Here is a 20,091-nt window from a genome sequence, read left to right on the forward strand (position 1 = left end):
AGGAAAAAGCGAGGGGATAAAGATGAGTTTGGAAAATGAACAGCAGCTGGATGAAGCAGCGGATCTGTATGAATTGGCAACTTTCGCCGGCGGCTGCTTCTGGTGCATGGTGACTCCATTCGAGGAGACGCCGGGCATTATCAGCGTCGTTTCCGGTTATATGGGCGGACATACCGTCAACCCGACCTATAAAGAGGTGTGCTCCGAAACGACAGGCCATGCCGAGGTGGTTCAAATCGCGTTTGATCCACAGATTTATTCTTATGAGAAGCTGCTGGATACGTATTGGATGCAAATTGATCCCACCGATGCCGGCGGGCAATTTCACGACCGCGGCTCCTCCTACCGGACGGCGATCTTCTATCACACGGAGGAGCAGCGTTTGACGGCGGAGAAATCCAGACTCAAGCTTGAAGAGAGCGGGCGGTTCGACGGACCGATCGTAACGGAGATTGTTCCAGCCAAGCCTTTTTACCCGGCAGAGGATTACCATCAGGATTATCACAAGAAGAATCCGCTGCGGTACCGGATGTACCGCAAGGGCTCCGGCCGCGACGCGTTTATTAAAAGCCGCTGGAATACAGATAAGGATAAAGCCAAACGCAGGGAGCAGCTAACCCCGATTCAATACGAGGTGACGCAAAATAACGGAACCGAGCCTCCTTTCCGCAATGAATTCTGGGATTTTAACGGCGAAGGCCTCTACGTGGATATTGTTTCGGGAGAGCCGCTGTTCAGCTCGCTGGACAAATTCGATTCCAATTGCGGCTGGCCGAGCTTCACCAAGCCTGTCGTCAGCGGACATGTGAAGGAGAAACAGGATCTCACCCATATGATGATCCGCACGGAGGTACGGAGCAAGGAAGCGGATTCCCATCTGGGTCATGTGTTCAATGATGGTCCCGGTCCAAGCGGATTGCGCTACTGCATAAATTCCGCCGCGCTGCGGTTCATTCCCAAGATGGATCTGGAGCAGGAAGGCTACGGGCAATATTTATCTCTGTTCAAATAAATACCCGGCCCTCACCCGCCTGACATCCATTTATCGCATCCCCCTTCATTTTCTGCTGCAGGAAATGAGGGGGATTTGTTTTTTACGTCTTCTTGGTAAACTGAAAGTAAGTAAGTGAATCCTATTTCAGCCCTTACCACAGATTATGGTATTCTCTATAATGAAGATAGACCGGAGCTTGCACGGACTGCCGGTCCAAATGAAATGGAGGCGCAGGATAGATGAACTATAGAACCCTTGGCAAGACCGGACTGAAGGTGTCGGAGATTGGATACGGCGCATGGGGCATTGGCAAGACATCGTGGATCGGGGCATCTGACGAGGAATCCCTGCAAGCATTGAACCGCTCGATTGAGCTCGGTCTTAATTTCATCGATACCGCGCTTGGTTACGGCAACGGGCACAGCGAGAAGCTGGTTGGACAAGTGGTCCGGGAGTCGAAGGAGAAGATCTACGTCGCCACCAAGATTCCGCCGAAGAACTCTCAATGGCCTGCACGCGCAGGTGTTCCCGCCAATGAAACCTTCACAGCCGAGCATGTAATGGCAAGCACCGAGCAGAGCCTGAGCAACCTGGGTCTGGAGCGCATCGACATTCAGCAGTTTCATGTATGGTCGGATGACTGGCTGGAGCAGGGGGATTGGCTCGAGGGTGTCCGCAAGTTGAAGGAGCAGGGCAAAATACGTTTCTTCGGTGTATCGATTAACGACCATCAGCCGGAGAGCGCGATTAAACTGGTGGAATCCGGAATCGTGGATACCGTTCAGGTTATTTATAATATTTTCGATCAAAGTCCGCAGGATCAGCTGCTGCCGGCCTGTGAGAAGCATAATGTAGGCGTTATTGTCCGTGTAGCGCTGGATGAGGGCGGACTGACAGGACGGATCACGCCGGAAACGACCTTCGAAGAGGGAGACTTCCGCAACGGCTATTTCCGCGGCGAACGAAAGCAGCAGGTATTTGACAGAGTACAGCAGATTGCCGCAGATCTGGGCATTGCAGCGGAGGGGATTCCCGAAGCCGCGCTGCGTTTTGTTCTTAGTCATCCGGCCGTCTCGACGGTCATCCCGGGTATGCGTTCGATCCGCAATGTCGAGAGCAACATGAGCTTCGGCGACGGCAATGGATTGCCGAAGGAGCAGGTGGCGAAGCTGGGAGCGCATCGCTGGATCCGCAACTTCTATCAGGCCTGAGAAAGCAGTATGAATTAATGAATTGAACCGCGCCGGAAGGATGGCGCGGTTTTTTTGGTCTTCTGCCGGCAGGCTTGTCGGGCCTTGGAATCCGCTCTTGATATGAACCGGTTCCGCAGGCAAAAAGATTTGCCGCAGCCGCCTATATTTCCATAGTTATAATGCTATAATTATGCAGAGCTCTTTATACCCGAAAGGAGAAATACATAATGAAGAAGTCCATCAGGCCGTTCGTAATCGGCGCGGTTGTCGGTTCATTATTAACCGCTTCCTCAGCCGTTTTTGCCGATGACGGCATTCAGGCGATCAAGGCCATGCTGAACAAAAACACGAAAATTACAGTCAATGGCAAAGCCGCGACCCTGGCCAATCCAACCTTAACCTACGACGGTAAAACTTATGTTTATCTGAAGGATATCGGGAAGCTGGTCGGGGCAAGTGTGAACTGGAATACGAAGCTGAAAACCATCGAGATTAAAAGCGGCGCAGCCGCACCCGGCGCTGTTGTGGAGAAAGTGATCGCTACCTATTCCGGCGGCAAGGTCACCAACACGGAATTTGCGAAATATACCTTATTCTTCAGCATTGTTAACCCGGATACCGCGGCATACTTGAATGATCCGGCGGCCAAAGAGCAGTTCCTCCGTGAATATATCGGCTACAAGCTGCTGTACGGGCCGGTTGCGGGTAAACCGCTGAGTGCGGAAGACCAGAACGGGTTAACCCAGTTCATGGAGCAGTACAATGCCTACATCGCACAAAATGCGGAATTGAAGGCAAGCAACGAGAAGGCAGGGCTGGCCGAGAGCGATGTGAAGAAGTTCTACACGATGATTACTGTTGCACTCGGCAGCATGCAGAAGAAAGTAACGGATGCGCAGATCAAGAGCCGGTTTGACCAGACCAAAAGCGATTATAATATCGTTTCCGTCCGGCACATTCTGGTAACCACGTCCGATCCCCAAACAGGCGAGACCGTACGTACGGATGCGGAAGCACTGGAGCGTGCCAATAAGGTGAAAGGGCTGCTGGATGACGGCGGGGACTGGAATGGGCTGGCCAAGGAATATTCCGATGATCCCGGATCTTCCGGCAATGGCGGTTTATATGAGAATGAGCAGTCCAATGCATGGGTTGCCGAATTCAAGGTTGCAGCCAATACTCAGCCAATCGGCACGGTCGGGGCGCCGGTCAAATCGGATTTCGGCTACCATGTTATCAAGGTGGAGAAGCGTGATACGAAAACCTTCGAGCAGTTGTCTGCCGAGGACAAGCTGGAGATCAAAAAAATGATCGCTGCAGAGGCCATGAGCAATTTTATGAACAAAGAGCTTCCCGGCAAAATAACCAAAATCGACCTGGCATAATCTTTTACTATATAGCAGCAGCTTGCTTCAAACACAATAATGCCCCAGTCGGTTAAATGACTTCATGATTCCAATATAACAGGCCAAATGGAATATTCCCATGCAGGGAACTTATCCATTTGGCCTGTTTGCAGTCTGCCGGATCTTCAGGAGTTCAATAAAAATAGCGTATAACCTTGACCTTCGTGGGCTCAAGAATATTTCTGACGAAAAATGGGAAAATACATGTATCAGTGTTTGCTTTGGGGGGGCTATTCAGTGAAACGGTTTAAGAAGAGAGTACGCATTAAACCCGGGTATCCAAATATACCGGAGGATGACTATTCTGAAGATGAAGAGAACTCCAGGCTAACATCGGATTTAGAGCAAAATGAGTTGATTTTTAAGCGTATATTTCAAAACAGCTCCGATATCGTTTTCCGTAAAGTTCTGCTGGCTGGAGAAAATCAATGGCTTGTCCTATATTTCCCAAGTCTTGTTGATGAAAAGATGATTGACGATCATATATTAAAGCCAATGATTGCTAAATCTACCACTAAAGATGATTTGATAAATGAAAAAGCAGCAGCTCTGGATGATGAGATTATCTCCGTAGGCTCGACGGATATTACATCAGACGTAACTGACATTGTTCGTCATGTGTTAAATGGTCATGCTATCGTTCTTACAAGAGCGGACAGCAATGCCATGATGGTCAAGGTAAATGGCAATAAACAGCGAAGTCTTGAAGAACCTTCTTCAGAACCCGTTATTCGTGGTCCCAGGGATGGATTCATTGAGAACCTTTCGACGAATATAGGATTATTGCGCAGCAGGCTAAAAACATCGCGATTGAAAATGGAATCCAATACGATTGGGGAGCTCTCTCAAACCCAGGTTGTCATCACTTATATCGCGGGTATTGTTCCCGAATCATTAGTAGAGGAAGTTCGAAAAAGGGTAACCCGGATTCAAATTGACGGAATTCTCGACTCAGGCTATGTGGAGGAATTTATCGAGGATTTGCCTTACTCGCCTTTTCCACAAGTACATAGTACGGAACGGCCTGATGTGGTAGCTGCGGAGCTGCTGGAAGGAAAAATAGCTATTCTAGTTGATAATACCCCATTTGTATTAATTGTCCCCATGACGTTCTGGACCGGACTTCAAGCCAGTGAGGATTACTATGATCGCTGGCCCATTGCAACCTTTGTGCGATGGATTCGATTCCTCTTCATATTCATCGCCATATTCGCTCCTCCCCTCTATGTTGCGGTTACGACCTACCATCAGGAAATGATTCCGACTAATCTCGTGCTGAGTATTGCGTCTTCAAGGGAGGCTGTTCCGTTCCCGGCTCTGGTCGAGGCTTTTCTGATGGAAATCACTTTCGAGGCACTGCGGGAAGCGGGAATTCGTTTACCCAAACAGCTTGGTCAAGCGATAAGCATCGTAGGGGCATTGGTTATCGGCCAGGCGGCCGTGCAGGCGGGAATTATATCTGCTCCGGTCGTCATTATCGTATCCATCACCGGTATCGCGGCGTTTACGATTCCACGATATAGTTTTGCCAATGGCATCCGGTTACTGCGCTTTCCGATGCTGTTCTTGGCCGGTACGTTCGGACTTTATGGGATTGTACTTGGATTTCTTGGCATCCTGCTGCATGTTGCTTCCTTGCGTTCGTTCGGCGTCCCTTATTTTACACCAATAGCACCGCTCACTTTCATGAATGTGAAGGATATCTTCATACGGGCACCCGTATGGGCTAAAACCCGCCGTCCACAGGCAGCGGATTTAAACAATCCAGTGCGCGAACCTGCTGGACAGAAACCAAGTCCAACTCGGGGGAAGCGGCCATCCGAGAGCAATTAGGACGTGAAACGCGGTGAGGAAAGGAACTTCAGAATGAAAGTATTCCTATACATCGGCTTACTTTTTACCGTATTGCTGACAAGCGGTTGTTGGGACCGAACGGAGATCAATGACCTTGCGTTCATTTCGGGTACGGCATTTGACTTGACGGATGACGGAGAGTATTTATTGTCGGTACAGATCGCAATCCCATCTTCCGGTCTGGGGGGGGCGGGGAGCGAAGGAGGCGGACAGCAAGAAAAGTTTTTTGTATTGTCCGCCGCGGGAAAGAATGCCGACGATGCATTCCACAAGATTCAGAAAAAAAGCTCCCGCCGGTTATTTACCGCCCATCGCAGCGTTATTTTTATAGGCGAATCCTTAGGCAGACATGGGATCAACGATATTCTTGACGTTTTCAATCACGATCCGCGCCAACGATTAAGAACCTATATCATGATGGTAAAGGGAGGAGAAGGACGAGAAATTCTCGAAGCGAAATACCCCTTTGAACAAGTGCCTGTCGAAGCGGTCAAGGAAATGGAAAGTCTGGAGACCGAACTGGCGATTACCTTGCGTGACTTTTTCATCGCGGCATCAAGCGAAGGCATCAGTCCGGTTATGGGCGTTATCGAAGCCAAGGATTATTCGGAAGGAACAAAAAAAAGCAAAAACGACCTGTTTAAGCTCTCGGGGTCAGCCATTTTAAAGGATTTAAAGGTAGTCGGGTTTTTAGACGAAAATGAGACCAATGGATTTATTTGGGTTACCAATCAGATGAAGAACGGCAGGATCAATGCCTATTTACCGGAAGGCGGCGGAATGGTCGGGATGTTGATAAGTCATGCAGAACGAAGAATTGCCTTCGATATAAACGGGGATAAGATTAAAATGAAGATTCAATTGCATGGGGAAGGAAGTATCGTTGAAAATAACACCCCCCTGGATATCAGTCGGCCGAAGAATCTCCAGCTTGTGCAGCAAGTATTGGAGGCAGCGGTTGAGAAACAAGTTCGGGATGTTTTATTCAAAGTCCAAGGGCGCTATAAAGTAGATAGCGTGGGTTTCGGCCAAGAAATCTACCGCAATAAGCCGAGACAGTGGAAATCGTTGAAGGAACAATGGGATAGGAAGTTTCCTCAGGTAGACATTTCAATTGCTGCAAAGCTGAGTTTAAACGGAGCCGGCATGGGAGGTCCCCCTCTGCAATTGAATGAAAAGGAGATCAAAAAATGATCGTGCAAATAGCGGGTTATGTACTTTTATTGGCGGGATGGTCTTTCGTTCGAATACAATCCTTGCTAAACAAGCAAAAAAACAAAGAAGCAGCCGTATACGGTGGTTTAATGGGAGCAGCCTCTATTATCGGCTCCTTATTAATCGCGCGGGTCGACCTGCCAGGCTTTGCTGTCCCTTTCAAAATTATTTTTGAACCCATCGGGAAAATGCTGTCAGAGCCGTGAATTTTCCACTCTTCTTCTTATCGTGTCTATCACCAGAAGTAACAGCGGTAAGAAACTTTGGTTGAAGAAAGCCAGGAGCGGGAATGTAAAAGCAAGATAATTTAGAAGTTCCGCTCCGTTTTTGAAAATCCAGACTGATCCAATGAGGGACAACAGTGTTATGGGAAATACGATTTCGCGGTAACTTCTCATTCCGAAAAGCTGGCTTATGCAATGGCATAATATAAACAACGATACCGATACCTTCACAAAACACCCCATTACCCACATTGAAACTGCGATTGCTTCCAATCGTTCGAAGGATCCGGCAATACCGATATATTGGATGACGCTTAGAAAAGAAAAGGTCAGTTTACCCGTCAATGGACCGAGGACCATAATTGTAACTATTACAATGATAAAAATAAGCACGACAATACCGGAAAGCGCAATCAGCGAAACCTTGCGGGCCTTTTTCGGTTGATTCAAATAAGGCAGGAGCCATCCGAGAATAAAGAGTTGATTCATATATCCGCCTCCAGGGCTGACTGCACCTTGTAATACAGGCAGAATTCCTTCTCCCAAAATCGGCTTTAGTTGATTGTGATTCGCTTCCCCGATTGTCAGAATCAAGAGCGGAATCAAAAAAAACAGAATGAGTACCGTAATAAACTCACTACATCTTGACATGACCTCAATTCCCGCTTTGGCGGCCAGACCGCATAAGAACAAGAACATCAGACTCGCTACGATGGAAGGGCTTTTTGGCAATAGCAGCGTATTGATAAACCCGGCGTGCTGCATGGTAATAGTTGAAATAGAAATAAACCAATAATAAATGTAATTAATTGCGAAAAGCCTCCCTAACCATTTCCCGAGGATTTTTGAACCATATTGGTTGATCGTCAAACCCGGATAACGATTCGAGAGGGTAATCATCACCCATATGCTCAGTAAGCCTGTTAGAGAAGCAGGGAAAACCGACATCCAGGCATCTTGTTTGCCGAACATGGTCATAATACCGGGAACGGTTAACATGATTGTGGAAATGACAAAGGTAAATAGTAAAAAGCCCAGCTGGGTTCCCGTGATTTTTTCCGTTGTCTCCATCTACGCGCAGCGCTCCCTTCCTCGCAGAGGTGTCTCAAGTATTGACTTATCGCATTCCATTTATACCGCGTGTCCTGATATGTTTGATTATAGCCTGTGGCTGGACGACACCGTTTCCTTTCATAGAGCAGCAGTCGGATTCAATCTGGTAAACCGGGGTTGACAGACTATCTACTAAAAGGTAGAATGACAAACATGAACAAAAACAAAAATACAGCAGAGCTTATTTTGGATGTTGCCCAGTCGATTGTTCAGGAATTCGGGTTCAACGGATTCAGCTATGCGCATATTGCAGAAAAAGTAGGTATACGTACTGCCAGTATTCATTACTATTTCCCTAACAAGGAGGATTTGGGAGAAGCGCTGATAGAACGGTATTACAAAAATTTTATATCTTCAGTCGCTCAAATTGATACCGACACACAGGACAATTTGGAAAAACTGCGCAAATTCATTTTACTTTACGATGCTCCTGTGCAGGTGTATTGTACTTGTTTGAGCGTAATGCTCTCTACTGACCTGGCTACGTTATCAGGCAATGTAAGAGAAGGGGTAGCTCAGTTTTTCGCAGCCAATTTGGAGTGGTTGGAACGAGTGTTGGATCAGGGGCGGGCCGGAGGACATCTGAATTTCGAAGGTACCGCGGAAGTTCAAGCCCATCAGTTTCTTGCATCGCTTCAAGGTGCACAATTACTTGCCAGAAGTTTTCGGGATGTAAGCAGGTTTAACAGAATTGCCGATGGATTGATATCCGCTTTAACTTAAAATAAAGCGGATATTTTTTCAAGTATAATCTACCTTTTAATAGATAGATGAAATAGGAATTGGAGGAGGTGAAAAGATGCTGTATGAGCTGCGAATTTATGATGTTAATCCAGGCAAAATGAAGGTTATCCAAAATAGGTTCAGAGATCACGTCATTCAATTATTCATGAAACACAATATGAAAATCACACAATTCTGGGAAGATTCAGATGAAGCGAATAACCGCCTCTATTATGTTGTTGAACATGCTGATTTGGCAATGCGCAACCTTAATTATGATCGTTTTCGCAACGATCCTGAATGGATTGAATTAAAACGAATTACAGAGCTTGACGGGGCGTTGGTTAACAAACAAGAAAGTATATTTATGAAGAACGTCGCATTTTTCGGGAACAAATGAAAAACAGGAATCATATCGGCGGATATTGGTTTGGCCGACAACAAATAAAGTTTGGAGCGATACCAATGAGTATATTTCAAAAACGAATGAAAAAGGAGATTAAATCGATGTCATCATCAAAAGTGAATTTAGCCGTCATCTATTACAGCTCAAATGGAACTAATTTCCAATTGTCCCAATGGGCAGCGGATGGAGGTCTTCAAGCCGGGGCGGATGTGAAAGTTTTAAAAGTACCGGAAACTGCGCCACAATCGGTTATTGATGGCAGTCCAACCTGGAAAACTCATCTTGAAGCGACCAAACATATCCCTGCCGTGTCTTTGGCAGATCTGGAATGGGCCGATGCGATAATCTTCAGTATGCCGACCCGATTTGGTAATCTTCCAGCTCAAATGAAACAGTTCATCGATACGGCGGGCGGTCTTTGGGCCCAGGGCAAACTGGTGAATAAAGTGGTGAGCGCCATGACTTCCGCCCAAAATCCGAATGCCGGACAGGAACAAACGATACTTCAGTTGTACACGTCAATGTACCATTGGGGTGCGATTGTGGCAGCACCCGGATTTACTGATCCATCGATTTTTGCTGCCGGAGGGAATCCGTATGGCACAAGTGTGACAGTGGATCAAAATGGAGCGATGAAGGAAGACGTGCGCGCTGCTGCCGAACATCAGGCAAAACGCACCGTATCCGTTGCTAAATCCATGAAGATCGGCTTAGAACAATCATAAGAATCATCAATTATTGCGATCCTACATGCAGGCTATTTATCAGGCATAATTAAAATTTCATAAAAAGGAGTAAACTAACACATGGATATTCAGGGAAGAGTAGCAGTCATAACTGGCGGCAGCAGCGGTCTTGGAAAAGCGATGGCCATTGAGCTGGTGAATCGGGGAGCGAATGTAGTTATCAATGGACGTCGTGAACAAGCGCTGGTTGAGGCTGCAAAAGAAATCGATCCTACAGGAAAACAAGTACATTTTGTTGCCGGTGATATTGCAGATTCCGAGATTGCGCTGCGCTTAATCAACGAAGGTTTGGCTCATTTTGGACGCATTGATACTTTGGTTAACAACGCAGGAATCTTCATGGCTAAGCCATTTACGGAGTATTCAGAAGAAGACTTTGCAATGATTTTATCCACTAATGTTGTCGGATTCTTCCACGTTACCCAACGAGCGGTGGTAGAGATGCTGAGACAAGGAACGGGCCATATCATTAACATTACAACGAGTCTGGTTGACCAACCGGTAGCTGGCATTTCTTCCGTACTCGCCTCATTGACGAAGGGAGGTCTGGTCTCGGCAACGAAATCATTAGCGATCGAGTATGCTTCAAGGGGGATCCGCGTGAATGCCGTTTCTCCGGGTCACATCAAAACGCCGATGCATCCCGTCGAATCCCACGATGCCCTGGCCAAGCTTCATCCTATGGGACGCATGGGCGAGCCGCATGATATCGTCGAAGCCGTCTTATATCTGGAGACAGCCAGCTTCGTAACGGGTGAAATTCTTCATGTCGATGGCGGTCAGAATGCCGGTCACTAAGCAAATGCAGCAGTAGATACAAAAGGAGGAGAATATTCATGCCAATCGTTACGATCCAGGTGACCCGCGAGGGCACCGCTCCAGATCGTCAGTCGGTTACGGCGGAGGAAAAGGCTGCGCTCATTAAAGGGGCCAGCGAGCTGCTGCTTAACGTTCTGAACAAGCCGTTAGAAGCTACCTTCGTCGTTATCGAAGAGGTTGACACCGAGAATTGGGGTTGGGGTGGACTGCCTGTGCTGGAGTATCGCCGTCAGCTTGCTGCCAAGATGAAGTGATCACATTGAAGGAGTTCAAAGCTGCTTCGCCACCTTCACTGTGACAGTGCAGGTGGCATATTTCATTCGCTTGTGTCGGGTGGCATGAACTTAGTCTTCTGAATTAATGTCCGCGTAAATGGGGCTGTTGTCAACAGCCCATTTACACGGATTTTTTTAGTTATCTTCGCCGATTATAAGCCTGCGATTGAGTAAGCCAGGCACAGCGGTTAAACTAGTGACAGAGGTGTATACACCGATCCTCAAGACATGGGGAAGATGGCTATTCGCTGCGACTGCCCATGTGCCGATGGCCTGTTCTTGCCGTCCGGATCGTGGACCAAACGGTCCAGAGCTGTTTTGGAGCGGCCATAAAAACTTATGGATCCGGTGACACCAAGGGGTTTTTCGTCAAAGGAGGCCTGGCCTAATGGATGATAATGAGAAATGCGTGATTAGACGCCTAGCGGTTTTTCTGCGGTATGAGGCGGAAATTGCCATTATTGAAGTGGAAGGAAAAGAGATCCGCATTCCGGCGGACAAGATCGGCCCGGATGCTGTCCCCGGCGGTACGCTGGCCTGGACACGGGGCTTATGGCGCCCGGCTGATTGAAGCTTTGGCCTCGTCGATCATCATCAAGCTTGTTAGCCGGCTGCTCTTAACGGGTAAGGAAGAGAACGGCATCCGCCTTGGCGGGATTCCGAATTCCTTATTAGGGGGAAGCCCGATATGACACATTTGAAGCAAAAGCAGCTGGAAGATCTAAAGCATAGGCTTGCGGAGGAAAAGGAAGAGCTGGAGAGCCATTTCAGGCTTGAAGACGCCGATGAGAGGGGCACGATGACGGATTCCACCGGGGAACTGTCCTCTTACGACAATCACCCGGCCGATCTGGGCACGGAAACCTTTGAGCGGGGGCGGGACATGGCTGTTGACGAATCAATGGAGAATAAGCTGCGAGAAGTGAACGAAGCGCTCGTCCGGATGGAGGAAGGGACTTACGGTCAATGCCGTGAATGCGGCGAGACTATTGAGTATGAACGTCTGCAGGCGCTTCCTACCGCACAAACCTGTATCAAAGATGCTTCCAGTCCCGGGATTAATGAAGAGCGGCCGGTGGAAGAGCAGGTTATGACTCCGCCGCCGAAGGGGGCTGGCGCCAACCGTCAGAATCATGCAGGCCGATTCGATAATGCGGATGCCTGGAAGGAAGTGGAGAGCTTCGGCAGCTCGGACGGGACTGTCGACCCGGATTCGGATATTCAGCCGGAAGAAGGTTTGAAGCCGCAATAATGTGGTAATAGAAGGAGGGACAACTTCACCATCTATTATCAGGAGGTAACAATATATGAATAACGCAATGAACCTATGGGATACGCTCCCGGAGAACACAGTCGATGAGAAGGATGCGCTGCAGGAAGTGGAAGATACGCTGGCTGAGCTTGAAATCTACCTCGACCGCTATCCGGAGGATGACATAGCACGCATGCAGTATGAACAATTTTCACAAAAGCGGGAAGCGCTGACCGCTGATTCGATAGCCGGCATTTGCAAAGAGCTGATCTGCCTTGAGAGCATACGTTCTCTGCAGAATGCGGCCATCTGATCATCCGCTGCCAGGATGATGAAGTCAGAAAATAAGGAACCGCTCCTGCCAACTCGCGTGGGTGCGGTTTTTGCTTCTTTCGTGGAGGCTCTGATTATGGGAACAGCGTTGAAATAGAGGGAATTTAGCCTGAGTGGAGATTGGGGTGAACCGTGATGGGAAAAATCAAAATTGGCATTGTTGGGACCGGATTTTCCGCAAGCTTTCATCTGGAGGCGCTCCGGCGGCTGCCGCATGTTGAGGTGGTGGCGATCTCGGGAAGCAATCTGGAGAGGGCCTTGGAAGTGGCTTCACGATATGAAATACCCAGGGCCTACGGCTCCGCGGAAGAGCTTATCCGCGATCAGGAGGTTGAAGCGGTGCACAACTGCACGCCCAATGACCTTCATTATGAAATCAACAAACTGACGCTGCTTGCAGGCAAGCATCTGCTCTCCGAGAAGCCGCTTGCTATGGACAGCAAGGAGTCGGAGGCTCTTGTGGCCCTCGCCAAGGCGACCCCTGTTATTAGCGGCGTATGCTATAATTACCGCCATTATCCGCTGGTCGCGGAGACCAGGCGTCGCATAGCCGAGGGAAGAATCGGCGGGATCCATCTGGTGACAGGCGGGTACTTGCAGGATTGGCTGCTGGAGGAGACAGACAGCAATTGGCGCATGTACCCGGAGCGCGGCGGCGCAACGAGAGCGATTGCCGATATTGGCTCCCATTGGTGCGACCTGGTTCAGCATGTGACCGGGGAGAGGATCATGGAGGTTTTTGCCGATCTGAAAACCATCTATCCGGTCCGCAAGGTGCTGACAGGGGAGAACGGACAGGAGACATACAAGGAGGTGCCGGTTCATACGGAGGATTGCGGGATTGTCATGATCCATATGGAAGGCGGCGCTCAAGGCGTCTTCACGGTCTCGCAGGTAAGCGCCGGGCGGAAAAACAAGCTTTATTTTGAAATTTCCGCCGCATCGGAATCACTGCAGTGGGATCAGGAGCAGCCGAACCGGCTGTGGAGCGGGCGGCGCGGCTCCTCGAATCGGGAAATTGGCAGCGACCGGGAAGAGCTGTCCGATGAGGCTGCTGCCATGGTGCATTATCCCGGAGGCCACGAAGAGGGCTGGCCTGATGGCGTCAAAAATCTGTTTATTGATTTCTATGACGCGGTGGAACGCGCCGGGCAGGGCGAGCCTGCCGCGCAGCCCCGAACATTCGCATCGATGGAGGATGGCCATTACATTATGCTGATCAATGAGGCCATTGTTGAAAGTTACCGGCGCAAGTCATGGGTGAAGGTCAAACAGCCCTAAGCCTTGCGCATAAAACGGACTTTACAGCAGAAAAAAAACCGGAATTCCGCCACAAAGCGGATTTCCGGTTTTTGTGTGTGGCTAATCTATCATCCGCCACAAGTAGAAGGTTGAATAAGATAGCCAATCTCCCCAAGCCGAAGAGAGCTGACTAATCTCTGCAATTGTAGGCTTTTGCTCGAGCTGCATAACATGCTTGATGGCATTATGAAGCCCCACATCGGCAATAGGGAAGGCCGAAGGAATCCGCAGGCAGCGCATCAGCACATAATTAGCCGTCCAGGGGCCAATTCCCCGGATGCCGACCAGTTCTTTCTCGATCGCTTGCAATCCGCCGAGCTCAAGCAGCTTTTCCCTGGATAGCTGTCCGCCGGCAATCAGGGATGCGATACCGATCAGGTATTCGGATTTCCTGCCCGTGAGCTGAAGCGGTGTGAGGTTATCGACGGAGAGACCCGCAATCGTGGATGGCTTGGGAAAAATCCAGTAAGAGCGGCCTTCCCATTCTACGGATTCACCGAAAGTTTCGACGAACTTTTTTTTCAGCGTATAGGCAAAAGCAAGATTGATCTGCTGCCCCATAACTCCCCAGCATAAAGCCTCGAATAAATCGTGGATTCCGATAATCCGCAGTCCGTAATGCTCCATCACGGCCCGATTCAGAAGAGGGTCCCTCTCAGCCATTTCATAGAAGGGAGTCAAATCGCTGTCCAGATCAAACCACTCCCACACGTAAGCGGCGACGGCTTCACGCGCATGAGCCTCCGGAAGCGGAGCATCGCCAAGGAATTCGATGCGTACGGTTGCGTTCTCCTCCCCGGAGATTCGGATGAGCACATGCTCTTCATCCACCGGAACAAGCCGGGTGACCTGTCCGTTTTGGATAGCAAACATGCATTCCTTGGAGGAGCGGCTGAGATAACCGAGTACAGCATCGAAGCTGAACGGCTTCGGAGGATAAAGGAGCATACTGCTTATATGGTCGGACCATTTTATCATGTTCATTTTATTCGTCATTGCAGAAATTCCCGCCTTTCGTATAGCTTTATTAAACCATAAATAATCAAAATATGCGCTGCTGCTATCTTGCTCTTTTATTCGCCGTCCGTTTATTATGGGAAAGGTCTGTTCAAAATGGGCAGCACAGCAGAAATTAAATGTGTATCTGTCAAGATTTTGAACATCCTAAACACAAATTGTTTTATTGTTTCCTCGTTGAGGGAATTGTAGAATGTTGGGAACCGCTTCAAGGGAGGGGCATTTATGGAAGACGGGACAATGAGCATACCTGCCAGGCAGGGCAAAGGTCCGGAACAATTGGCTGCTGCAGGAAGGCTGTGCGGCAGTACGAGGCCGGACAGGGAGAAGGCTCATGTTTAAATGGCTGTTCATCAACAGAAGCATCCGCACCAAAATCGTCTTGAGCAGCGTCCTTATTTCACTGATTCCGATGCTTATTCTTTCTTATCTCTTCTATGAGACGAGCACCCGTTCTCTGGAACGGACGATGCTGCGCAGCTCCGATCAGAATGCTGTCTATTTGTCCAAATATCTGGATCAATACTTTCATAATATCGCGACATCGGCCCTTCAGGTGTACAAGTTCGCCCGGATCATCAATCTGATGGAGCATGGCGTCAACTATGGCGACCCCGATTTCATTAATCTGAAGGACACGCTGCAGAACTATTATTTGCTCATTCAGAACAACAACAAGGACATTATCAGGACGATGATCTACGGCAAGGACAATACATTGAAGGATTCCTGGTCCATTGCCGGAAGCTACGACCAGATTGATTTCAAGAGCATTCCGGGCTACAAGGAGATGCTCGATTTGCCGTTCCAGCAATCGATGATGCTTTCCTATTATGACGAAACCATGAAGCAGAATTTTTTTGTATACGCGATCACGATCTACAATCCTTTCTATAAGGAGAAATACGGCACGCTCGTTTTCTACATCCAGCAGAAGCAGCTGACGAAAATCGTGGAGTCCAACAACCGCCCGCCCAATGTCATTGTCCTGCAAAATGCCAACGGGGAGGCGTTCTATCGGACAAACGATAAGTATGCGGATGTCGTGGCTGCCTTCAAGCGGCCCGCCAACCCGTACGTGAACGACTCTTATGATATTAGCTTCTCCAAAACGCCGAATCTCCTTGTCAGCACGTCCTATCTCGATCATGCGAATATGGGACTTACAATTGTTTATCCGAGCACGGAAATGGCGCAAAACCGTAAAAACACGCTGCATATTACAATCGGAGCCTTCCTGTTCGTGATGCTGGTCATCCTGCTTTGTTCCATCCTGGCGCAGCAGTACATTACCAGGCCGATCCAGCTGCTGGGCAGGGCGATGAAGGATGTCCGCAAAGGCAATTTCCATGTCAGCCTCAAGCCTTACAAGTACCGGGACGACCTGTCCGAGCTGACGCGCAATTTCAATTTTATGACGGAGAAAATCCGCGATCTGATCGAGCAGGATTACCAGATGCAGCTGCGCAGCAAGGAAGCGCAAATCCTCGCGCTGCAGATGCAGATCAATCCGCATTTTCTGTACAATACCCTGCAAACGATAGGCGGCAAGGCAGTTCTGTTGGGTGACTATGAGATCCACGAGATGTGCCGCGCGCTGGGAGATATGTTCCGCTACAGCTTCTATGAGGGCAATATGGAGTCGACGATCAGGCAGGAGCTTACCCATGTGAACAATTATTTATATATCCAGCAGTTCCGGTTTGACGATGCGCTGTCGGCGGATTTTGACGTGCAGCCGGATTTAATGGACTGCTCCATTATCCGCTTCGTGCTCCAGCCAATCATGGAGAATGTGATTGTGCACGTCTGGGACAAAGAGATGAGCGATCAGCTCCGGATCAGTGTCGGTGCCATCCACGAGCGGGATTCCGTTATCATTACGCTTCGAGACAGCGGTCCGGGCATGGCCCCTGACAAGCTGGCCGCGCTGCGGTCCGGACTTGACCGCAAGTCGCTTGATGTGTTCTCCGGCATTTCCATCGGGCTTAAAAATGTCCATGAACGGATCCGGCTCGTATACGGCGGTCCGAATGGACTGGAGATTGACAGCGAGCCCGGATTGGGTACGACAATCCGGATACGAATCCCTTACAGAAAGCGGAGGGCTTGAGCTTGTACAAAGTAATGGTGGTAGACGACGAGACTGTAGGGAGGAAATCCGTCAGCAAGATGATCAGCGAGCTTGGTCTGGATGTCATTGTCATTGCAGAGGCCAAGCATGGGGAAGAAGCGCTTGAATTAATCCGGATCAATAAGCCGCATATCGTGGTGACGGACATGAATATGCCCATTATGGACGGGCAGCTGTTTCTGGAGAACCTGTACAAGCATTATAACGAAATCAAAACGATCGTGATGAGCGGATACTCCCAATTCGAATATTTGAAGGCGGCCTTGACCTATCAGGCATGCGAATATGTGTTGAAGCCCGTATCCGTTGCCGATTTGAGAGATGCGATGGTCAAGGCGATCGAGGCCTGCCGCAACTATTCAAGTCTTCAGCAGCAGAAGAAATCAACGCAGGATATCGTGAAATTGCGCCGTGAAGAGTTCTTGCAGCATGTCGCAGGCGGACGCATCACGAATTTGTCGGATATCCGCAAGCAGGCGGAGGAATTGCAGATATCCCGGACAGCCGGAAGCTACCGGTTGGCCATCTGCATGTTTCGCCAGTTCAATGAGATTTCCGCTACCAAATTCCACGGCAATGCGGACCTCTTCATGTTCAGCGTCGAAAATATATTAAATGAAGTCGTCGCCGGGGCGATGCAAGGCAGCCCGCCTCTGGTGTACAAGTCCGACGACCGGATGAGGATTTGCCTGATCCTCCCCGAGCAAGTCTTTGACGACAATCGGAGCCGGGAACTGGTAGCGGCCTTTCATCATGCCGTGCACTCGATTCTCAAAGCGGATGTTGCTGCCGGGATCAGCTCGGTTTACCGGGAACTGGACAAACTGCCGGAAGCCTTTCGCGAAGCCAAAGACGAGCTGTTCCGGAATCGGTTGAATTATTCCGGGCTGAGTATATCCTCCTTCGCCGATCCTGCCGGGACAACGAACGGGGAACTGCTGTCTTCATTTGACCTGAAAACACTCCATCAGGCCTTCGCTGCAGGCAAAGCGGCGGAGAGCAGCAGGCTTCTGCAGGTTTTTTTGCGCAAGGCTGCTGCTGATCCTGCAATCACGATCCAGGGCATCCACCGGGATCTTCATAAAATACTGGATATCGCCGCTTCGGAGCTGAAGGGCATCGGGGCGGCCCATCCTTCGCTTTTTGATCCAAGGGCTATTGCGGTTATTCTGGATGCGGAGCAGCTCCGGTTGTTTCTGGACCAGCTGGCGGAGGCGCTGGGCCACTACGGGGCAAGTCTGGGCGTATCGGAATCTGTTCATACAATCCGGGAAGTAGTGCAGTTTATGGATGAGCACTATTTTGAGGATGTCAGCCTGATCGATGTGGCAACAAGGTTTCATATGGACCCGAGCTATCTCAGCAAGCTGTTCAAGACCGTGACCAACGAGAATTTTATTGAGTATCTCACGCGCAAGCGGATGGAAAAAGCATGCGAGCTGCTCGGCGGCTCCGACCGCAAGATCAACGAAATCGCCGAGCTTACAGGCTACGAGAACCAGCGTTATTTCAGCCAGGTATTCAAGAAATTCACCGGCCGGACGCCTTCCGAGTACCGCGAGCATCATGCCCCTGGAACATGATGCTCAAAATATTGAACATCGGAAGCACCATTTATTTTATTACCAGCCGTACCAGAGCGGAAGTAAGATAAAGGCAGAACGGGGAATTTCACGTTCAACCCAAACCAAACAAGAGAAGGGGAAACGAAATGAAAAAGTTTTTAAGCCTTGGCATCTGCGCGCTTCTTCTGATGCTTGCGCTGTCCGCATGTGGAAGCGGCAACAATAATCCGCAGCCTGCTGCAGATACCCCGGCAGCACCGGCCAACGGCGCCGGCAATGCCGGAGCGAATGAGCCTGCTGCAAGCGATGAGCCTGTCACCATTTCGTTCATGCACTTCAAGAGCGATGTGACCGACGGCGTCGCCAAAATCGTCGAACAGTTCGAAAGCGAGAACCCGAACATTAAAGTCGATGTTCAGCCTGTCAAATACGATGATTACTACACGCTGCTCAAAACCAAGATGGCCGGCGGCGATATCATTGACGTGTTCACCCTGAACTCCGGCGCCCAAACGAAGCTGTTCGCGGACGGCGGTTATCTGGAGGATTTGACCGGCAAGGACTTTTTGTCAAACTTCGATGACAGCGTACTGAAGGCGCAGGCAACAGACGGCAAAAACTACATTATGCCTGTAAATGCAGGACCAATTGCTGTTTACTATAACAAAAAAATCTTCAGCGATCTGGGTATTGAAATTCCAAGAACCTACGATGCGCTGATGGCGGCAGCCCAGAAAATCAAGGATTCCGGCAAAACGCCTTTCGCATTGGGCTGGAAAGATCTGTGGACCCTTAATATGTGGATTGGACGGGATCTGCCAAGCAACACGGTGCTTGTAGGCAACATCCCCGACTTCTTCGACAAAATCGAGACGGGCGCCGCCAAATTCGCTGACAATCCGGCTATCAAAACCACACTGGCGCATGCGATGCAGCTCTACCAATACGGCAACAAGGACCAGCTCGGCGTAGACTACAACGGCAGCGTGGATCTCTTCGCCAAGGGCGAAGCCGCCATGCTGTACTCCGGCACATGGCCGCTGGCTGATATCCAGAAGAAAAATCCCGATTTGTACAATAGCGGAATGGGCGTATTCCCTTACCCGTTCAGCAATGACGAAAGCCTGAACAAGCTGGAATTCAATCCGGATGCGTCGCTCGCGGTCAACAGCAAGTCCGAGCATAAGGAAGCAGCGCTGAAATTTCTGGCCTTCATGGCAAGCAAAGAAGGCGGCGACGCATGGGTGAAGAACATCAACTCCCTGAGCTATGTAAAAGGCTCTTCGACTGATATTGCGCCGGCCATCAACGATTTGAAGCCTTACTTCGATAATGGCGAAACCTATGATTCTCAAGGTTATATGGCACGTACGACAATCGACTGGCTGACTCCGCTCGGTCAGGATATGCAGAATCTGTTCTTCGGCAAGGAAACCGAGGATCAGGTCATCAAGAATATTGACGACTGGATTGCCAAGAACCATAAATAACAGATGAAACAGCAGCTGACGGCATAGGCG

The 20,091-nt window shown here is 49.5% G+C and carries 20 protein-coding genes; 18 read left to right on the forward strand and 2 right to left on the reverse strand.

Annotated features, from left to right (window positions below):
• Window positions 1–22: 22 nt before the first annotated feature.
• The 6 genes from msrA to AC0YOA_RS32975 all read left to right on the forward strand — a co-directional run bounded on the left by msrA (window position 23) and on the right by AC0YOA_RS32975 (window position 6,868).
• Window positions 23–1,012: a peptide-methionine (S)-S-oxide reductase MsrA gene (msrA, locus tag AC0YOA_RS32950; protein ID WP_475790192.1), complete on the forward strand. Its 990-nt coding sequence runs from the start codon at window positions 23–25 to the stop codon at window positions 1,010–1,012.
• Window positions 1,013–1,233: 221 nt separating this feature from the next.
• Window positions 1,234–2,205, forward strand: a complete 972-nt coding sequence (locus AC0YOA_RS32955) for an aldo/keto reductase (protein WP_475790193.1) — start codon at window positions 1,234–1,236, stop codon at window positions 2,203–2,205.
• 209 nt (window positions 2,206–2,414) lie between these two features.
• Window positions 2,415–3,572 (forward strand): peptidylprolyl isomerase, encoded by a 1,158-nt coding sequence (locus AC0YOA_RS32960; RefSeq protein ID WP_475790194.1) that lies wholly within the window; start codon window positions 2,415–2,417, stop codon window positions 3,570–3,572.
• A 258-nt stretch (window positions 3,573–3,830) separates the two neighbouring features.
• Window positions 3,831–5,426 (forward strand): spore germination protein, encoded by a 1,596-nt coding sequence (locus AC0YOA_RS32965; RefSeq protein WP_475790195.1) that lies wholly within the window; start codon window positions 3,831–3,833, stop codon window positions 5,424–5,426.
• A gap of 33 nt (window positions 5,427–5,459) precedes the next feature.
• On the forward strand, window positions 5,460–6,641 hold the full coding sequence (locus AC0YOA_RS32970; RefSeq protein ID WP_475790196.1) for a Ger(x)C family spore germination protein: 1,182 nt from the start codon (window positions 5,460–5,462) through the stop codon (window positions 6,639–6,641).
• A complete protein-coding gene (locus tag AC0YOA_RS32975; protein ID WP_475790197.1) occupies window positions 6,638–6,868 on the forward strand; it encodes a hypothetical protein in 231 nt (76 codons plus the stop codon). The genes AC0YOA_RS32970 and AC0YOA_RS32975 overlap by 4 nt, the downstream gene beginning before the upstream one ends.
• On the opposite strand, the gene AC0YOA_RS32980 is transcribed toward AC0YOA_RS32975, so the two are convergent.
• Complete coding sequence (locus AC0YOA_RS32980; RefSeq protein ID WP_475790198.1) at window positions 6,857–7,957, reverse strand: GerAB/ArcD/ProY family transporter; 1,101 nt, start codon at window positions 7,955–7,957, stop codon at window positions 6,857–6,859. The genes AC0YOA_RS32975 and AC0YOA_RS32980 overlap by 12 nt on opposite strands.
• Window positions 7,958–8,152: 195 nt before the next feature.
• On the opposite strand from AC0YOA_RS32980, the gene AC0YOA_RS32985 reads away from it, so the two are divergent.
• From AC0YOA_RS32985 to AC0YOA_RS33025, 9 genes are all read left to right on the forward strand, one after another.
• A complete protein-coding gene (locus AC0YOA_RS32985) occupies window positions 8,153–8,722 on the forward strand; it encodes a TetR/AcrR family transcriptional regulator (RefSeq protein WP_475790199.1) in 570 nt (189 codons plus the stop codon).
• Window positions 8,723–8,798: 76 nt separating this feature from the next.
• A complete protein-coding gene (locus tag AC0YOA_RS32990; protein ID WP_475790200.1) occupies window positions 8,799–9,122 on the forward strand; it encodes an NIPSNAP family protein in 324 nt (107 codons plus the stop codon).
• A 65-nt stretch (window positions 9,123–9,187) separates the two neighbouring features.
• On the forward strand, window positions 9,188–9,853 hold the full coding sequence (wrbA, locus tag AC0YOA_RS32995) for an NAD(P)H:quinone oxidoreductase (RefSeq protein ID WP_475790201.1): 666 nt from the start codon (window positions 9,188–9,190) through the stop codon (window positions 9,851–9,853).
• An 81-nt stretch (window positions 9,854–9,934) separates the two neighbouring features.
• Window positions 9,935–10,672, forward strand: coding sequence for an SDR family NAD(P)-dependent oxidoreductase (locus AC0YOA_RS33000; RefSeq protein WP_475790202.1), 738 nt, complete (start codon window positions 9,935–9,937; stop codon window positions 10,670–10,672).
• A 38-nt stretch (window positions 10,673–10,710) separates the two neighbouring features.
• Window positions 10,711–10,947, forward strand: coding sequence for a tautomerase family protein (locus tag AC0YOA_RS33005; protein ID WP_475790203.1), 237 nt, complete (start codon window positions 10,711–10,713; stop codon window positions 10,945–10,947).
• A gap of 409 nt (window positions 10,948–11,356) precedes the next feature.
• Window positions 11,357–11,539 carry a hypothetical protein gene (locus tag AC0YOA_RS33010; protein ID WP_475790204.1) on the forward strand — a complete coding sequence of 61 codons (183 nt, stop codon included), beginning with the start codon at window positions 11,357–11,359 and terminating at the stop codon, window positions 11,537–11,539.
• Between the two features lie 117 nt (window positions 11,540–11,656).
• Window positions 11,657–12,220, forward strand: a complete 564-nt coding sequence (locus tag AC0YOA_RS33015) for a TraR/DksA C4-type zinc finger protein (RefSeq protein ID WP_475790205.1) — start codon at window positions 11,657–11,659, stop codon at window positions 12,218–12,220.
• A gap of 55 nt (window positions 12,221–12,275) precedes the next feature.
• A complete protein-coding gene (locus tag AC0YOA_RS33020; RefSeq protein ID WP_475767520.1) occupies window positions 12,276–12,533 on the forward strand; it encodes a hypothetical protein in 258 nt (85 codons plus the stop codon).
• A 155-nt stretch (window positions 12,534–12,688) separates the two neighbouring features.
• Window positions 12,689–13,834, forward strand: a complete 1,146-nt coding sequence (locus tag AC0YOA_RS33025; protein WP_475790206.1) for a Gfo/Idh/MocA family protein — start codon at window positions 12,689–12,691, stop codon at window positions 13,832–13,834.
• Window positions 13,835–13,915: 81 nt separating this feature from the next.
• Here the strand turns inward: AC0YOA_RS33025 and AC0YOA_RS33030 are convergent, their stop codons facing one another.
• On the reverse strand, window positions 13,916–14,851 hold the full coding sequence (locus AC0YOA_RS33030; protein ID WP_475790207.1) for a DNA-3-methyladenine glycosylase family protein: 936 nt from the start codon (window positions 14,849–14,851) through the stop codon (window positions 13,916–13,918).
• Window positions 14,852–15,206: 355 nt separating this feature from the next.
• Here AC0YOA_RS33030 and AC0YOA_RS33035 point away from each other — a divergent pair, with 355 nt between their 5' ends.
• From AC0YOA_RS33035 to AC0YOA_RS33045, 3 genes are all read left to right on the forward strand, one after another.
• Complete coding sequence (locus tag AC0YOA_RS33035; protein WP_475790208.1) at window positions 15,207–16,985, forward strand: sensor histidine kinase; 1,779 nt, start codon at window positions 15,207–15,209, stop codon at window positions 16,983–16,985.
• A 2-nt stretch (window positions 16,986–16,987) separates the two neighbouring features.
• On the forward strand, window positions 16,988–18,589 hold the full coding sequence (locus AC0YOA_RS33040; RefSeq protein WP_475790209.1) for a helix-turn-helix domain-containing protein: 1,602 nt from the start codon (window positions 16,988–16,990) through the stop codon (window positions 18,587–18,589).
• A 128-nt stretch (window positions 18,590–18,717) separates the two neighbouring features.
• On the forward strand, window positions 18,718–20,061 hold the full coding sequence (locus tag AC0YOA_RS33045) for an ABC transporter substrate-binding protein (RefSeq protein ID WP_210039740.1): 1,344 nt from the start codon (window positions 18,718–18,720) through the stop codon (window positions 20,059–20,061).
• The last annotated feature ends 30 nt before the right edge of the window (window positions 20,062–20,091 follow it).

Source organism: Paenibacillus sp. JT22N12, from assembly GCF_056269365.1.

Excerpts from the sequence above, each read along its gene's own strand:
- AC0YOA_RS32955 (WP_475790193.1), top strand. The coding sequence starts at position 1,234 with ATGAACTATAGAACCCTTGGCAAGACCGGACTGAAGGTGTCGGAGATT.
- AC0YOA_RS33005 (WP_475790203.1), top strand. The coding sequence starts at position 10,711 with ATGCCAATCGTTACGATCCAGGTGACCCGCGAGGGCACCGCTCCAGAT.
- AC0YOA_RS32985 (WP_475790199.1), top strand. The coding sequence starts at position 8,153 with ATGAACAAAAACAAAAATACAGCAGAGCTTATTTTGGATGTTGCCCAG.
- AC0YOA_RS33000 (WP_475790202.1), top strand. The coding sequence starts at position 9,935 with ATGGATATTCAGGGAAGAGTAGCAGTCATAACTGGCGGCAGCAGCGGT.
- AC0YOA_RS33030 (WP_475790207.1), bottom strand. The coding sequence starts at position 14,851 with ATGACGAATAAAATGAACATGATAAAATGGTCCGACCATATAAGCAGT.
- AC0YOA_RS33020 (WP_475767520.1), top strand. The coding sequence starts at position 12,276 with ATGAATAACGCAATGAACCTATGGGATACGCTCCCGGAGAACACAGTC.
- msrA (WP_475790192.1), top strand. The coding sequence starts at position 23 with ATGAGTTTGGAAAATGAACAGCAGCTGGATGAAGCAGCGGATCTGTAT.
- AC0YOA_RS32960 (WP_475790194.1), top strand. The coding sequence starts at position 2,415 with ATGAAGAAGTCCATCAGGCCGTTCGTAATCGGCGCGGTTGTCGGTTCA.
- AC0YOA_RS32970 (WP_475790196.1), top strand. The coding sequence starts at position 5,460 with ATGAAAGTATTCCTATACATCGGCTTACTTTTTACCGTATTGCTGACA.
- AC0YOA_RS32980 (WP_475790198.1), bottom strand. The coding sequence starts at position 7,957 with ATGGAGACAACGGAAAAAATCACGGGAACCCAGCTGGGCTTTTTACTA.
- wrbA (WP_475790201.1), top strand. The coding sequence starts at position 9,188 with ATGAGTATATTTCAAAAACGAATGAAAAAGGAGATTAAATCGATGTCA.
- AC0YOA_RS33015 (WP_475790205.1), top strand. The coding sequence starts at position 11,657 with ATGACACATTTGAAGCAAAAGCAGCTGGAAGATCTAAAGCATAGGCTT.
- AC0YOA_RS33010 (WP_475790204.1), top strand. The coding sequence starts at position 11,357 with ATGGATGATAATGAGAAATGCGTGATTAGACGCCTAGCGGTTTTTCTG.
- AC0YOA_RS33035 (WP_475790208.1), top strand. The coding sequence starts at position 15,207 with ATGTTTAAATGGCTGTTCATCAACAGAAGCATCCGCACCAAAATCGTC.
- AC0YOA_RS32975 (WP_475790197.1), top strand. The coding sequence starts at position 6,638 with ATGATCGTGCAAATAGCGGGTTATGTACTTTTATTGGCGGGATGGTCT.
- AC0YOA_RS33025 (WP_475790206.1), top strand. The coding sequence starts at position 12,689 with ATGGGAAAAATCAAAATTGGCATTGTTGGGACCGGATTTTCCGCAAGC.
- AC0YOA_RS33045 (WP_210039740.1), top strand. The coding sequence starts at position 18,718 with ATGAAAAAGTTTTTAAGCCTTGGCATCTGCGCGCTTCTTCTGATGCTT.
- AC0YOA_RS32990 (WP_475790200.1), top strand. The coding sequence starts at position 8,799 with ATGCTGTATGAGCTGCGAATTTATGATGTTAATCCAGGCAAAATGAAG.